10 protein-coding genes and 1 tRNA gene are annotated in these 15840 nt (G+C 56.8%); all 11 read left to right on the top strand.

Translation table 11 applies throughout. The features are described 5' to 3' along the window. Nucleotides 1-60 precede the first annotated feature (60 nt). Nucleotides 61-1983: a threonine--tRNA ligase gene (gene thrS / locus ACTORR_RS25085; protein ID WP_054887102.1), complete on the top strand. Its 1923-nt coding sequence runs from the start codon at nucleotides 61-63 to the stop codon at nucleotides 1981-1983. Next, the gene (gene infC, locus ACTORR_RS25090) at nucleotides 1983-2534 is read left to right on the top strand and encodes a translation initiation factor IF-3 (protein WP_176509498.1); all 552 of its coding nucleotides are present in this window, start codon (nucleotides 1983-1985) and stop codon (nucleotides 2532-2534) included. The genes thrS and infC overlap by 1 nt, the downstream gene beginning before the upstream one ends. A 61-nt stretch (nucleotides 2535-2595) precedes the next feature. Continuing rightward, complete coding sequence (gene rpmI, locus ACTORR_RS25095; RefSeq protein WP_003250667.1) at nucleotides 2596-2790, top strand: 50S ribosomal protein L35; 195 nt, start codon at nucleotides 2596-2598, stop codon at nucleotides 2788-2790. Between the two features lie 27 nt (nucleotides 2791-2817). Further along, a complete protein-coding gene (gene rplT, locus ACTORR_RS25100; protein WP_003250671.1) occupies nucleotides 2818-3174 on the top strand; it encodes a 50S ribosomal protein L20 in 357 nt (118 codons plus the stop codon). 109 nt (nucleotides 3175-3283) lie between these two features. Next, nucleotides 3284-4300, top strand: a complete 1017-nt coding sequence (pheS, locus tag ACTORR_RS25105; protein WP_054887103.1) for a phenylalanine--tRNA ligase subunit alpha — start codon at nucleotides 3284-3286, stop codon at nucleotides 4298-4300. A gap of 32 nt (nucleotides 4301-4332) precedes the next feature. Then, on the top strand, nucleotides 4333-6714 hold the full coding sequence (gene pheT / locus ACTORR_RS25110) for a phenylalanine--tRNA ligase subunit beta (protein ID WP_441344010.1): 2382 nt from the start codon (nucleotides 4333-4335) through the stop codon (nucleotides 6712-6714). A gap of 4 nt (nucleotides 6715-6718) precedes the next feature. Further along, nucleotides 6719-7021, top strand: coding sequence for an integration host factor subunit alpha (ihfA, locus tag ACTORR_RS25115; RefSeq protein WP_003250679.1), 303 nt, complete (start codon nucleotides 6719-6721; stop codon nucleotides 7019-7021). Further along, on the top strand, nucleotides 7002-7358 hold the full coding sequence (locus tag ACTORR_RS25120) for a MerR family transcriptional regulator (protein WP_008100384.1): 357 nt from the start codon (nucleotides 7002-7004) through the stop codon (nucleotides 7356-7358). Before ihfA ends, ACTORR_RS25120 begins: the two co-directional genes overlap by 20 nt. 101 nt (nucleotides 7359-7459) lie before the next feature. Beyond that, nucleotides 7460-7536, top strand: a tRNA-Pro gene (locus tag ACTORR_RS25125). Nucleotides 7537-7887: 351 nt separating this feature from the next. Next, nucleotides 7888-12069, top strand: coding sequence for a BREX system serine/threonine kinase PglW (gene pglW / locus ACTORR_RS25130; protein ID WP_441344011.1), 4182 nt, complete (start codon nucleotides 7888-7890; stop codon nucleotides 12067-12069). Nucleotides 12070-12130: 61 nt separating this feature from the next. After that, nucleotides 12131-15838, top strand: a complete 3708-nt coding sequence (gene pglX / locus ACTORR_RS25135) for a BREX-2 system adenine-specific DNA-methyltransferase PglX (protein ID WP_064590782.1) — start codon at nucleotides 12131-12133, stop codon at nucleotides 15836-15838. Nucleotides 15839-15840: the final 2 nt, after the last annotated feature.

Raw genomic sequence — 15840 nt, forward strand, 5'->3', positions numbered from 1 at the left:
ACTGGCTCATCCCAACCCACGTGACCTTTGGTAGGGGTCACCACTAGGAGAGGAGGCGCCATGCCCGTTATTACTCTTCCCGATGGCAGTCAACGTTCGTTTGATCACGCCGTATCCGTCGCCGACGTCGCCGCATCCATCGGCGCAGGCCTGGCCAAGGCCACCGTGGCCGGCAAGGTCGACGGCAAGCTGGTCGATGCCTGCGACCTGATCAACCACGACGCCACCCTGCAGATCATCACCCCTAAAGATGCTGAGGGACTGGAGATCATCCGCCACTCGTGTGCCCACCTGGTCGGCCACGCAGTGAAACAGCTGTACCCGACTGCCAAGATGGTGATCGGCCCGGTGATCGACGAAGGCTTCTATTACGACATCGCCTACGAGCGCCCCTTCACCCCTGAAGACATGGCCGCCATCGAAAAGCGCATGATGGAGCTGATCGAAAAAGACTACGACGTGGTCAAGAAGATGACCCCGCGCGCCGAAGTCATCGAAGTGTTCAAGGCCCGTGGCGAAGACTACAAGCTGCGCCTGGTCGAAGACATGCCGGACGAGCAGGCCATGGGCCTGTACTACCACGAAGAATACGTCGACATGTGCCGTGGTCCGCACGTGCCGAACACGCGCTTCCTCAAGGCATTCAAGCTGACCAAGCTGTCCGGCGCCTACTGGCGCGGCGATGCCAAGAACGAGCAGCTGCAACGCGTCTACGGCACCGCCTGGGCCGACAAGAAGCAGCTGGCTGCCTACATCCAGCGCATCGAAGAAGCCGAAAAGCGCGACCACCGCAAGATCGGCAAGCAGCTCGATCTCTTCCACCTGCAGGAAGAAGCCCCGGGCATGGTGTTCTGGCACGCCAACGGCTGGACCGTGTACCAGGTGCTCGAGCAGTACATGCGCCAGGTTCAGCGCGTCAACGGCTACCAGGAAATCAAGACCCCGCAAGTCGTCGACCGCATCCTCTGGGAGCGTTCCGGCCACTGGTCGAACTACGCCGAAAACATGTTCACCACTTCGTCGGAAAGCCGTGACTACGCGGTCAAGCCGATGAACTGCCCGTGCCACGTGCAGGTGTTCAACCAGGGCCTGAAGAGCTACCGCGACCTGCCACTGCGCCTGGCCGAGTTCGGTGCCTGCCACCGTAACGAGCCATCCGGCGCCCTGCACGGCATCATGCGCGTGCGTGGCTTCGTGCAGGACGACGCGCACATCTTCTGCACCGAAGAGCAGGTGAAGAAAGAAGCCGCCGACTTCATCAAGCTGACCCTGGACGTGTACAAGGACTTCGGCTTCACCGATATCGCCATGAAGCTGTCCACCCGCCCGGCCAAGCGTGTCGGCTCCGAAGAGCTGTGGGACCGTGCCGAAGGTGCACTGGCCGACGCCCTGAACGAGTCGGGCCTGGAGTGGGAATACCAGCCGGGCGAGGGCGCCTTCTACGGCCCGAAGATCGAGTTCACCCTGCGCGACTGCCTCGGCCGTAACTGGCAGTGCGGTACCCTGCAGTACGACCCGAACCTGCCAGAACGCCTGGATGCCAGCTATATCGCCGAAGATAACAGCCGGGTGCGCCCTGTCATGCTGCACCGCGCGATCCTCGGTTCGTTCGAGCGCTTCATCGGCATGCTGATCGAGCACTACGCTGGCGTGTTCCCGGCGTGGCTGGCACCGACCCAGGCGGTGATCATGAACATCACCGACAAACAGGCCGATTTCGCCCTCGAAGTGGAAAATGCCCTGAACGGTAGCGGTTTCCGTGCCAAGTCGGACTTGAGAAATGAGAAGATCGGCTTTAAAATCCGCGAGCATACTTTGCTCAAGGTCCCGTACCTTTTGGTTATAGGGGACCGTGAAGTCGAAACACGAACCGTCGCTGTGCGTACTCGCGAAGGCGCAGACCTGGGCTCCATGCCCGTCGCCCAGTTCGTTGAGCTTCTGACACAAGCGGTTTCCCGGCGTGGACGCCAAGAATCGGAGTAATGACTATTAAGCGTGAAATGAGAAACGATAAGCGTGCTGTACCGAAGGCCCCGATCAACGAGAATATCTCGGCCCGCGAGGTTCGGTTAATTGGCGCTGATGGCGAGCAGGTTGGCATCGTCTCGATTGATGAAGCGCTTCGTATCGCTGAAGAAGCGAAGCTGGATCTGGTGGAAATCTCTGCAGACGCGGTACCGCCTGTCTGCAAGGTGATGGACTACGGCAAGCACCTCTTCGAGAAGAAGAAGCAGGCTAACGAAGCCAAGAAAAACCAGAAGCAGATCCAGATCAAAGAAATCAAGTTTCGTCCAGGGACGGAAGAAGGGGATTACCAGGTAAAACTACGCAACCTGGTACGTTTCCTTACCGATGGGGACAAGGCCAAGATCTCTCTGAGATTCCGCGGCCGTGAGATGGCCCACCAGGAGCTGGGCATGGAGCTGTTGAAGCGGGTCGAAACCGACCTCGCCGAATACGGCACCGTTGAGCAGCATCCTAAGATGGAAGGACGCCAGCTTATGATGGTCATCGCCCCCAAAAAGAAGAAGTAATCTCCCGGGCACGGCAGGCCTGATGATTATTGTGTAATTTTATCGAATGCGGAGTTCCAACATGCCAAAAATGAAAACCAAGAGCGGTGCTGCGAAGCGCTTCCTGAAGACCGCTTCCGGCTTCAAGCACAAGCACGCTTTCAAGAGCCACATCCTGACCAAAATGTCGACCAAGCGTAAGCGTCAACTGCGCGGTGCCAGCCTGCTGCACCCGTCTGACGTGGCAAAAGTCGAGCGCATGCTGCGCGTACGTTAATTCTGGTTTAGATAGAGGAAGTTACTCATGGCTCGTGTTAAGCGTGGCGTCATCGCTCGTAAGCGTCACAAGAAAATTCTGAAACTGGCTAAAGGCTACTACGGTGCACGCTCGCGCGTATTCCGCGTTGCCAAGCAGGCTGTCATCAAGGCTGGTCAATATGCCTACCGTGACCGTCGTCAGAAGAAGCGTCAGTTCCGCGCACTGTGGATCGCTCGTATCAACGCCGGTGCCCGCACCAACGGTCTGTCCTACAGCCGTCTGATTGCTGGCCTGAAAAAGGCTTCGATCGAAATCGACCGTAAGGTTCTGGCCGATCTGGCAGTGAACGAAAAAGCGGCGTTTGCTGCGATTGTCGAGAAAGCTAAAGCCGTTCTGGCTTAAGTACCCGCGACAATCACCCGGCGGCGCTAGCGGCGCCGGGCATTGAACGTCATCGATAGGGGAAGAGCCTTCAAAGCTCTTCCCCTATTTTCGTATCTGGAGTCTGTACATGGAAAACCTGGATGCGCTGGTCTCCCAAGCCCTAGAGGCCGTCGAGCGCGCTGAAGACATCAATACCCTGGAACAGATCCGGGTTCAGTACCTCGGCAAGAAGGGCGAACTGACCCAGGTGATGAAGACCCTGGGCAACCTGCCAGCCGACGAGCGCCCGAAAGTCGGCGCGCTGATCAACGACGCCAAAGAGCGCGTCACCGTCGTGCTCAACGCACGCAAGGCCGCCTTTGAAGAGGCCGAGCTCAGCGCTCGCCTGGCCGCCGAATGCATCGACGTGACCCTGCCAGGCCGTGGCCAGACCACCGGCGGGCTGCACCCGATCACCCGTACCCTCGAGCGCATCGAGCAGTTCTTCACCCACATCGGCTATGGCATCGCCGAAGGCCCTGAGGTCGAAGACGATTACCACAACTTCGAAGCGCTCAACATCCCCGGCCACCACCCGGCCCGGGCGATGCACGACACCTTCTACTTCAATGCCAACATGCTGCTGCGCACCCACACCTCGCCGGTGCAGGTGCGGACCATGGAGTCCACCCAGCCGCCGATCCGCATTGTCTGCCCGGGCCGCGTATACCGCTGCGACTCGGATATCACCCACTCGCCGATGTTCCACCAGGTCGAAGGCCTGCTGATCGACCGCGGCATCAACTTTGCCGACCTCAAGGGCACCATCGAAGAATTCCTGCGTGTGTTCTTCGAAAAAGAACTGGCCGTGCGCTTCCGCCCGTCGTTCTTCCCCTTCACCGAGCCGTCCGCCGAAGTCGACATCCAGTGCGTGATGTGTTCCGGCAAGGGCTGCCGCGTGTGCAAGCAGACCGGCTGGCTGGAAGTCATGGGCTGCGGCATGGTGCACCCGAACGTGCTGCGCATGTCTGGCATCGACCCTGAAGAATTCCAGGGCTTCGCCTTCGGCATGGGCGCCGAGCGCCTGGCCATGCTGCGCTATGGCGTCAACGATTTGCGTCTGTTCTTCGATAACGACCTGCGGTTCCTGGCGCAATTCCGCTAGGCCCCATCGACGCACATTTTCAGGAGAACAGCATGAAATTCAGTGAACAGTGGCTGCGCGGTTGGGTAAACCCGCAAGTCTCCCGTGACGAACTGGTCGCCCGCCTGTCCATGGCCGGCCTCGAAGTCGACAGCGTGACCCCCGCTGCCGGCCAGTTCAGCGGCATCGTCGTGGGCGAGATCCTCGCCACCGAACAACACCCGGACGCCGACAAGCTGCGCGTGTGCCAGGTGAGCAATGGCCAGGAGACCTTCCAGGTCGTGTGCGGCGCGCCTAACGCCCGCCCAGGCATCAAGATCCCGTTCGCCATGATCGGCGCCGAACTGCCAGGCGACTTCAAGATCAAGAAGGCCAAGCTGCGCGGCGTCGAGTCGTTCGGCATGCTCTGCTCGGCCGCCGAGCTGCAGATCAGCGAAGAAAACGACGGCCTGCTGGAACTGGCTGCCGACGCCCCGGTAGGCGAAGACATCCGCCAGTACCTGAGCCTGGACGACGCCAGCATCGAAATCGGCCTGACCCCGAACCGCGGTGACTGCCTGTCCATCGCAGGCCTGGCCCGCGACGTCAGCGCCCTGTACGACGTACCGGTCACCCGCCCGGTAGTACCCGCCGTTGCCCCGGCCCATGACGAAGTGCGCCCGGTCGAAGTCAGCGCTCCGGCGGCCTGCCCACGCTACCTGGGCCGCGTCATCCGCAACGTCGACCTGAGCAAGCCGACCCCGCTGTGGATGGTCGAGCGCCTGCGCCGCAGCGACGTGCGCAGCATCGACGCCGCCGTCGACATCACCAACTACGTGATGCTCGAACTCGGCCAGCCGATGCACGCCTTCGACCTCGCCGAAATCAACGGCGGCATCCGCGTGCGCATGGCCGAAGAGGGCGAGAAGCTGGTCCTGCTCGACGGCCAGGAAGTAGCCCTGCGTGCCGACACCCTGGTGATCGCCGACCACACCCGCGCCCTGGCCATCGCCGGCGTCATGGGTGGCGAGCACAGCGGTGTGAACACTGAAAAAACCCGCGACCTGTTCCTCGAAAGCGCCTTCTTCGAGCCGATCTCCGTCGCCGGTAAAGCCCGTTCCTACGGCCTGCACACCGATGCCTCGCACCGCTACGAGCGCGGCGTCGACTCGCAGCTGGCCCGCGAAGCCATGGAGCGCGCCACCCAGCTTATCCTCGACATCGTCGGCGGCGAAGCCGGCCCGGTCGTCGAAGCCGTCAGCGAACAGCACCTGCCAAACGTCGCCCCGGTCACCCTGCGCGCCGACCGCATCACCCAGATGCTCGGCATGGAGATGGACCCGGCCCAGGTCGAGCAGCTGCTCAACAACCTCGGCCTGGCTACCAAAGCTGATGGTGCAGGGCAGTGGACTGTTCAAGTCCCAAGCCATCGCTTCGACATCAGCCTGGAAGTCGACCTGATCGAAGAGCTGGCCCGCCTGTACGGTTACAACAACCTGCCAGTGCGCTACCCGCAAGCCCGCCTCGCGCCGCAAGCCCGCCCAGAAACCCGCGGCGAGCTGCCAAACCTGCGCCGCCTGCTGGTCGCCCGCGGCTATCAGGAAGCCATCACCTACAGCTTCATCGACCCGAAGCTGTTCGAGCTGTTCAGCCCAGGCGTCGAGCCGCTGCTGCTGGCCAACCCGATCTCCAACGACATGGCCGCCATGCGCGCCTCGTTGTGGCCAGGCCTGGTCAAGGCCCTGCAGCACAACCTCAACCGCCAGCAAGACCGCGTACGCCTGTTCGAAAGCGGCCTGCGCTTCGTCGGCCAGCTCGGTAACCTGCAGCAGCAGCCAATGATCGCCGGCGTCGTCACCGGTAGCCGCCTGCCAGAAGGCTGGGCCAACGGCCGCGACACCGTCGACTTCTTCGACGTCAAGGCCGACGTCGAAGCCCTGCTGGGCTACAGCGGCGCCCTGAGCGACTTCACCTTCGCCGCCGGCAAGCACCCAGCCCTGCACCCTGGCCAGACCGCTGTAATCCAGCGCGACGGCAAGGACGTCGGCTACCTCGGCGCCCTCCACCCGGAGCTTGCCAAAGCCCTGGACCTGGACCGCCCGGTGTTCGTCTTCGAGCTGGTGCTGGGTGACGTGGTCGAAGGCCGGCTGCCGAAATTCAGCGAACTCTCCAAGTTCCCGGAAACCCGTCGCGACCTGGCCTTGATCGCCGGACGTGATGTGGCGTCTCAAGACGTGCTTGAAGTAATTCGTGACAATGCAGGCGAATGGCTCACAGACCTCAGGCTGTTTGATGTCTACCAAGGTAAAGGCATTGATCCTGATAGAAAAAGCCTTGCCGTCGGCTTGACCTGGCAGCATCCATCGCGCACTCTTAACGACGATGAGGTGAACACTACCCTGCAAAACATCCTCACCTCGCTCGAACAAAGGTTGAACACCACGTTAAGGAAATAACGGCATGGGTGCTCTGACGAAAGCTGAGATGGCCGAAAGGCTGTACGAGGAGCTGGGGCTTAACAAGCGTGAGGCCAAGGAGTTGGTCGAGCTGTTTTTTGAAGAAATTCGGCACGCACTTGAAGAGAACGAGCAGGTCAAGTTGTCCGGTTTCGGCAACTTCGACCTTCGCGACAAACGCCAGCGGCCGGGCCGCAACCCCAAGACCGGGGAAGAGATCCCGATCACCGCACGGCGCGTCGTCACCTTTCGTCCAGGGCAGAAGTTGAAAGCCCGGGTTGAGGCCTATGCTGGAACCAAGCCATAACGACGAACTGCCCCCCATACCGGGCAAACGCTACTTCACCATCGGTGAAGTAAGCGAGTTGTGTGCCGTAAAGCCACACGTGCTGCGGTATTGGGAGCAGGAGTTTCCTCAGCTCAACCCTGTGAAGCGGCGGGGCAACCGGCGGTATTATCAGCGGCAGGATGTGCTGATGATCCGCCAGATCCGCGCCCTGCTGTATGACCAGGGGTTCACCATTGGCGGGGCGCGGTTAAGGCTCTCCAGTGATGAGGTGAAGGATGAATCGAGCCAGTACAAGCAGCTGATTCGGCAGATGATTGTCGAGTTGGAGGATGTGTTGGTGGTGTTGAAGAAGTAGGCTGGTTTCTGATGGATGAAAATTTTTTTGAGAAAAAGGTTTCATTTATCAGGAGGTTAGGGTAGATTCTTCATCGTTCTCAGAGGTTGTGAGAATGTAGTCGGGGCGTAGCGCAGCCCGGTAGCGCACTTGCATGGGGTGCAAGGGGTCGAGTGTTCGAATCACTCCGTCCCGACCAAAATACTCCAAGAAATCCAAGCACTTACGGGTGCTTGGATTTTTTTATTTCCGCCTTTTTTGCTTGCCACCTCTTAAATGGCTATTCTGGTTGCCAATTGGTTGCCAGTTGAGATTGGCTTGGCAGATTGGATGGCGCATCTGAAGAGTCGAAGCTGACGCGCAAAGTTCATTAGCCCAGCACAGGCGTCTGTTGGGGTTGTCCGTCGAGCTCGAATCGCGCGTAGCCTTGTTGTGGTGGTATGCCACGTGATTGGTTTAGGTGCGTTGTGGTGTCCTGTATCGTGAGGCTGTTTGGTTTGAAAATTCTTGATCGCAGTTCGCGCCAGTTAAAGAGCAAGGATGACCATTGATGGACAAACTTTGGAAGCAGATCACCCAATCCGATTACACATGGGAGCGGGAAGCGCTGGAGTTTGCCAAGCGACTGCTCCCTGATCACGATCCGTATCGTGCATGGGCCAATTTCGAGTTCATCGCCCAGGACGGCTCAATCAACGAAGTTGATCTCATGGTGCTCACGCCTAAGGGTATGTACCTTATCGAGATCAAGTCTCATCCGGGCGTCATTGCTGGTGACGCAGCCAACTGGGTTTGGGAAAGGCCTCTGCCCAAGGGGGGGCAAAAGATCTTCGATAACCCCCGCCTGCTCGCGCGACGTAAGGCGCAAAAACTAGCTTCGCTGCTAAAGATGCAGCCTTCATTCCATCGAAGCAAGGAAACAGTCCCCTTTATCGATGCCTTGGTGTTCCTCTCTGCGGAGGACTTGATCATCAAGCTAGAAGGTAATGCGCGCCAAGGGGTGGTGAGCAGGCAAGAGTTGCTCCGCGAAATCACGCTTATCGATGAGAGCTGGAAGCATCGGCAGATTTCTGCCTACGCGGCCAAGGTCATCTCGCGTGCTGTCGAAGAGGCGGGTATCAAAGAGTCCGTACGTATGCGTCGCGTCGGCAGCTATGAGCTCCAGAGCCTTCTCTACGAGTCAGACACATATCAGGATTGGCTGGCTTTGCATCCAGACCTAGGTCTGCAACGCAAGGTGCGCATTTACCTGACGCAGGATAAGCCCGAGGAAGAGGTTTCTCGGCTCGAAAAAGCAGCAAAGCTTGAGTTTCGTTTGCTTGAGGGAATTGAGCACCCAGGGATTTTACGGGCTTACGAATTTCAGCAGCACGATAGCGGTCCTGCTGTGGTCTATGAGCATGATCCCAAAGCGTTTCGTCTCGACCATCTATTGATGCATCTGGGCAAGGATCGCCGCCTGGATATTGTTGAGGCTACTTACCTGCTTCGCCTAATAGCAGAAGCTGTGCAGTACGCGCACGGGCAAAAGCTCTATCACCGTGGGCTAAGTCCTCAGTGTATCTGGGTCAAGCAGCTGGGTGAGGAGAAGTTCAGTGCCAAAATCAGCAACTGGGCCACTGCCGAGCGAGTATTCGAGAGTGAATCGCGCAACATCAGTGCGCTAACCCGTCTGAGCAACCTTGTACATGAAGAGGCCGGGCCTTATGTCGCTCTGGAAGCGCACACTGGTGCTGCAGACGGTGTGCACTTGGATGTGTTCTCCCTGGGTGCGATCGCCTACCACTTATTTACAGGTAAGAAGCCCGCGCAAACCGATATTGAGTTACTGGACAAGCTGCGCCGAGGCAGTGGTCTGCAGGTTACCGATGAGATCAACGGTGCAAGCGAGGCTATGCAGTACCTGGTGCAGTACGCCACGCACCCTGATGTCGGCAGCCGGTTGGAATCGGTCAGTGAGTTCATCAAACGACTGGATGACCTTGAGGACGAGCTTAGCCAGCCAAGCACGCTTCGAACTAACCCAACGGAGGCCCGTAAAGGTGACCTCCTGCCAGGAGGCTTCCAGGTTATTCAGTCACTTGGCAAAGGTGCGTGCTCAGTCGTATTCCTGGTTGATTACCAGGGGCAGTCTCGCGTCCTGAAGATCGCTTCGACACCTGACCACAATAGCCGTCTTACGAGAGAGGGCGAAGTGCTGGCCAGGTTGCGGCACCAGGCCATTGTTCCTTACTACAAAACCCTGGATGTCGTTGGCCATACCGCTCTGCTACTCGACTATGCGACCGAGGGCACCCTGGCTCAGCGCCTCCGCCATGCCGGCGCTGTGCAGTTGGAGTTGCTTGAGCGCTTCGGTGACGACTTGCTCAGTGCGGTTGTGCATCTAGAAGACCAGGCGCTGGTGCATCGTGATATCAAGCCAGAGAACATCGGCTTGGTGATGCAAGGCAGCGTTCTTCACCTCATGCTTTTTGACTTCTCCCTGTCCAGTGCCGGTGCTGACAATATCAGTGCTGGCACTCTGGCCTACATGGATCCGTTCATCCGTGATCCTGGCCGCCGCCGTTGGGACGACCATGCCGAGCGATTCTCCGTTGCGCTGACCCTTTACGAGATGGCCGCAGGCGCTTTGCCCGGGTGGACGTCCTCTGAAGGGCTGCCACATCAACTCGAAGGTGAGCTGGAGGTTGATCGAACCGTCTTCGATCCGAGCATTCGCGATCGCATGGTTGAGTTCTTCAAACGTGCCTTGGTTCGTGATGTGCGCAAGCGCTTTGCCAGTGCCGGGGAGATGCTGCGTGAGTGGCGCAAAACATTCCATGACGCGCGCAGTGAGTCTCTGCATACGACTCAGCAGCCTGTGGAGCGTACTTGCCCCGTCAGCGAGGTTCAGCTGGATACGCAGATTGGCCTGTTGGCTCTGAGCCCACAAGCGCTGGACACCCTCAGCCGCCGGAACATCAACAGCGTTGCTGACCTCATCAAACTGAATCGCTCCCGCGTTCGAGTCTGGACGGGAGTGGGGGTGAAGACCCGTAATGAGCTTTCCGATGTCATAGGTCAGCTTCAGGCGCGCCTTCTGGACGGCCAACAAGTTCAGCAATTGGATAGCAGTGATACCAGCGTTGTAAGTGTCGACCGTCTGTTCCAGCAGGTTCTGCCAAAGTCCACCGATCAGACTCGCTTGAGCTTTCTTAACGAATACCTGGGTCGACTGGACGAGGATGCGCCCAAGGGCTCTCACAACGTTCATTGGCCTACGCCGGCAGCCATCAGCGGCCACCTCGGCATTGAGACTCTGCTGGTGCGCGAGCTGGTCGATAAGGTTCTGACCCAGTGGGGTAAGACCAAAGCGATTACGGACTTGAGAGAAGACATCGTCGGCCTGCTGGAGGATAACGGCGGCGTAATGACGGCGGTCGAAGTTGCTGACGCAATCCTGCTTCGTCGCGGCTCGGTGCAAGACAGCCCGCTGCGTGAGCGCTGGGCCTATGCCGTCGTGCGGGCAGCCGTGGAAACGGAATTGAGTAAACAGGAGCCTCGTTGGCTTTTGCGTCGCTCCGGTAACCGCTTCCTGATTGCCGATAATCGTCAGGGGCGAGGGGAGGAACTGGCCGATTACGCTTGCGACCTTGGCAGCCTGGCAGATGAGTGTGCGCGCCAGCTGCCACTGCTGGCTCCTGTTCGTACGCTAGAGAAGATCCGGGCTGTGCCAGCGCCAGAGTCATTTGCAGGTCTGAGCAACCACCGGCTTCTGCGTTTGGCTGCAGCTGCATCCGAGAGTGCAGCGCTATCCAGCCGTGTGGAATTCTATCCGCGAGAGATGCTCGCCAAGCTTGCTTTGGAGTTGGCCCAGGGTGCGCTATTGGGCAGCAAGGCGCTTACCGTCAAAGATGTTCAGACACGCGTAGCCGGCCGCTATCCCGCAGCGCAGGAGCTACCTGGCCGTCCCGAGCTGGATGATTTGGTGCGCTCCCTCGATATCGGTTTCCAGTGGAATGGCAGCTTTGAGTTTGCCAACGGCGATAGGGGCGGTTACTGCCTGCCAAGCGCAGGGATGACCAGCTTCGCATCAGCCGGGTCTACTCACTACAGCCAGACTCAACAAGGCGAAGACGACACCACCACACTCAAGTCGGTTAAAGAGCTGGGCTTGATGCTGGAGAAGGCAGTGACTGCCTCCCACTTCTTGGCGCTGACCGTCAGGCCGCGTCAGTGGTGGCAAGCGCAGGAAAAACTCTGCCGAGACTATCCGTTTAAGTGCATCAGTTTTGATGAACTGCTACTTCGCCATGTACAAGCTGTATGCGCCAGTATGCCCAAAGCGCCGGATTGGCAAGTGGTGCTCAAGGCAGACGCCTGTGAGCACAGTTCACGTGATTGGCAGAACCTGCAGCGCCTGGTGCAGCGCGCGTTACCGGGCATGGCTGAGGAGATTCTGCAGGCCGGTCAACCAGTGCTTCTGACGGAGCCAGGGCTGCTGGCGCGCTATGAGCTGGTGACAACATGGCTGAATGATCTGCGCCAACAGTTGATGAACGTTATCGGTCGCAGTGGCATTGCGTTGCCTGGGTTGGTTCTGCTCATCGCCGTGGATGCGCAGCGTTCCGCGGCCATGATCGATGACGTATTGGTGCCTACAGGCGCAGGTAGCAAAGAGTTTGCCCATATTCCCAGTAGCTGGCTTGACGATTCCCAGTCACTGCCTCAGGCAGTTAAAACCACTGCCTAAGAAAAATTGATAGCAGACCCAGAACCTTCAGGTATTGGGCCACATGCATAAGGATTTACCTGTGATTAACCGTGCCGATCTTCTGAAAAACCTGCAGTCCCTGTTACCGCATATTGAGAAGGACATCCTCGCCTACAGCGAGTCCAACGCGGAGCTCAGTGAGCATTTACAGAGCCAATATCGCGCGGCAGTTGAGGCCGAACGCACCGCCGAGCACTTCGTTTCCTGGCGCGAAGCGCAAATAACCCAGGCTGCAGTGGCCTGGGTATTGAGCTGTGTGTTTGTGCGTTTTCTTGAAGACAACGGCTTACTGAACGAGCCAGTGTTGGCTGGCCCGGTAAGTGATGCGCAGGGGCGAAATGCCTTGCAGCAGGCTAAAGAGCGCATGGTGGCTTACTTCAACGAGAACCCGACCTTTGAAGAGCGTCACTACCTGCTGGATCTATTCGCGGAACTGGAAAAATATCCGGTGATCGCGGAGCTCTTGGATCATCGCCATAACCCCCTCTGGCAGATTCCGGTTTCGGCTGATGGTGCCAAACGTCTGATCGATTTCTTCCAGAAGATCGATGCAGACAGCGGTGAGATCCTCCACGACTTTACCGACCGGGAATGGGATACTCGCTTCCTTGGCGACCTCTATCAGGATCTCTCTGAATCTGTGCGCAAGCGTTATGCGCTACTGCAAACTCCGGAATTTGTTGAGAGCTTTATTCTCGATTACACCCTGGAGCCGGCGATTCAGACTTTCGGTCTATCGGGGTTGCGCCTAATCGATCCTACATGCGGTTCAGGGCACTTTTTGCTGACGACCTTCGAGCGGGTGTTCAATCAGTGGTTGAAGCGCGAGCCAGGAACTAATACCCGTGAGCTGGCACAGCGCTCACTGGATGTGGTGCATGGCACCGATATCAACCCTTATGCCATTGCCATTTGTCGTTTCCGTCTGCTGATGGCTGCCATGAAGGCTTCAGGTAGCAGCAAGATGAAGGGTGCGCCCAGCTTTCATTTCAATCTGGCGTGTGGTGATTCACTGTTGCATGGTCGTCGATTTGAGTGGCAGGGGCAGGGTATCCAGGGTGGATTGTTGGATGAGGGAAATCAGCACGTTTATGAGGTGGAAGATCCCGCGAGACTCGAAAAAATTCTCGGGCAGCGTTACCACGTTGTAGTGGGTAATCCACCTTATATTGTCGTTCGCGATAAATCTTTGAATCAGGCTTATCGAGATAGATATCGAACTTGTAAAGGCAAGTACTCATTAGGTGTTCCGTTTACGGAGCGTTTTTTTGATTTGACAGTTATTGCGGAAGGTAGTCGACCTGCTGGCTTCGTGGGAATGATAACTGCCAATAGCTTCATGAAGAGATTGTTTGGTCGAGAGCTGGTCGAAAAATACCTGCACCGGAAGGATGTGACGCACGTTATTGATAGTGCCGGTGCTTACATACCGGGTCATGGTACGCCAACTGTAATTCTTTTCGCGCGCAATCGTGCCCCTGGCGCTGAGCATGTACGTGCGGTTATGGGTAAGAGAGGTGAGCCTGCTACCCCGGTTGATGCGTCCCAAGGTGAGGTGTGGTGTTCTATTACCGATATGGTAAATACGCCAGGCCGAGAAAATGATTATGTCAGTGTGGCTGATCTTGATAGGTCTTTGTTTTGTGTGCATCCATGGAGTATTGGTGGTGGTGGTGCTGGTGAGCTAAAGGCGCTACTTGATGAAACACACAGTCAGCGCTTAAGTGTAGTCGCTAACAATATTGGGATTGCAGCTGTTACACTTGAAGATGAAGCTTTTTCCTTTTCAAAGCATGTCATTGAGCGTCTCGTTGGAGATCAGGCTGAGTTTGTTACGATGGTGGATGCGGACGCCATTCGTGATTGGGCAGATTTCTCTAAGAATTTGGCCATATTCCCATATAGTGGAGAAGATCTGAAGGTGGCTGTGCCCTCTTCTATTAGGAGTTTTCTTTGGCCGATCAGGACTAATCTCAATAACAGGGTTTGGTTCCGTAAGAGTCAGGCTGAGCGTGGTTTAGATTGGTGTGAGTATGGTCATATTTCAAGGGATAACTATTCATTTGACTTGGCGCTCTCATATCCCGAGGTTGCAAGTCATAATCACTTCTATCTAAGTCAGTGTCGTAAAGTCTATCAGCAGACGTCACCCTTAATTACTCTTGGTAAAAAAGCAGTTAAGGACGACTACTATTCTCTGCTGGGTATCCTCAATAGCTCTTTGGTATGTTTCTGGATGAAGCAGGTGAGCCAGCAGAAGCAGATGACTGGCGGTGATGGTGTTCGTGTTGAGTCAAGGGCCAAGGTTCCTTATCAGTTCTCCAGCACGTCTTTAAAGAAGCTGCCTATACCTGAAATATTTGAGAGGCCCGAATTTAGAAGGACTGTTTCTAGCCTGGCTGCCCAGGCAGATGAAGCGGCAAACCGAATTTTGCAGCTTTCTGCGGATCAAGTTTTAGCTCGGGCGCTTGAGCAGGGGCTTGACCTTGAACATTCCTGGCTTGATGCACAGGCAGAGAGGAATAAGCTCAATAGTAGGCTTGTCCTTATACAGGAGGAGTTGGACTGGTGCTCTTATTATGCCTATGGGCTATGCGACTACTCACTGTTGGCTGATATTCAGGCTTGGTTTGATTCTGATATTAAAGCTGGTGAGAGGCCTTTTGAGATACTCGCAGGGGTAAGTGAGGAAGGCTTTTCCGTTCCAGATAGTATTCCCCATAATTGGCCAGAAGAGATGCAAGGCAAATGGAGGCAACGGATAGATGCCATCCATACAAATCAGTGGGTTCGTGTTGTCGAGGATTCGCATTACAAGCGGCGCTGGATTGGTCGTCAAGGATTATTTAATCATGTGGCGAAAAATGATGAAATAAAAACGGCATGCAAAAATTGGATGCTGAAGCGACTTGAGCATTCTTGTAAATTGAGTGAACTAAAAACGTGCGCTCAATTGGCTGATGTCATCCGGGCTGACGAAAATGCGGGTCGTGTTGCTGATTTTTGCTATGGCGAATTTTTTGATCTGCAATCGATTGTCGCTGATTTAGTAGATGCTGAGCATGTGCCGCAAATGGCTGCGGTTCGTTTGAAAACAGTCGCAATGGATAAGTTCAGGGCATGGCAGGAGGTATGGGAGAAGCAACGTCTGGAGGATGCGATTGATGTTAAATATGGAGTTGATCAGCCGCTGCCTGAGGAAGACGCCCTGATTTCTGAAGAGAAAGCTAAATACGACCTGGCTTTAGCTCAAGCAAAGCTAGAGAAGACTGAGCGAGTGGGCACCGTCCCGTTGCCCCCGCAATACAAGTCCACTGATTTCCGTAAGCCCAGTTATTGGCCGCTGCGCGGCAAACTGGATGTCCCTAAAGAGCGCTTCTTCTCATTACCTGGCTGTGAAAAAGACGGCGATACCACGCTTGTCATCGGTTGGGCCGGCTTGAACCACTTGCAGCGTGCTCAGGCCATTGCAGCTTGGTATCTGGATCGCAAAGAAAGCGAGGGTTGGGAAGCTGAGCGACTGAAGCCCATGCTAGTGGCGCTGGATGAGTTGATCCCCTGGTTGAAGCAGTGGCACAACGAGGTGGATCCAGAGTTCGGCGAGCGCATGGGGGATTACTACGAGGGCTTCCTTCTCGAAGAACTGCGCAATCTGGAAATTACTCGAGCCGACCTTTTGAGTTGGCAGCCGGCAGCTGTAGCTGGAAAGCGTGGCGGTCGAAAAAAGAAAGTGGCCGAGCAGAACTGATT

This window comes from Pseudomonas sp. SAR267 (assembly GCF_052077595.1).
Taxonomy (GTDB): Bacteria; Pseudomonadota; Gammaproteobacteria; order Pseudomonadales; family Pseudomonadaceae; genus Aquipseudomonas; species Aquipseudomonas vlassakiae.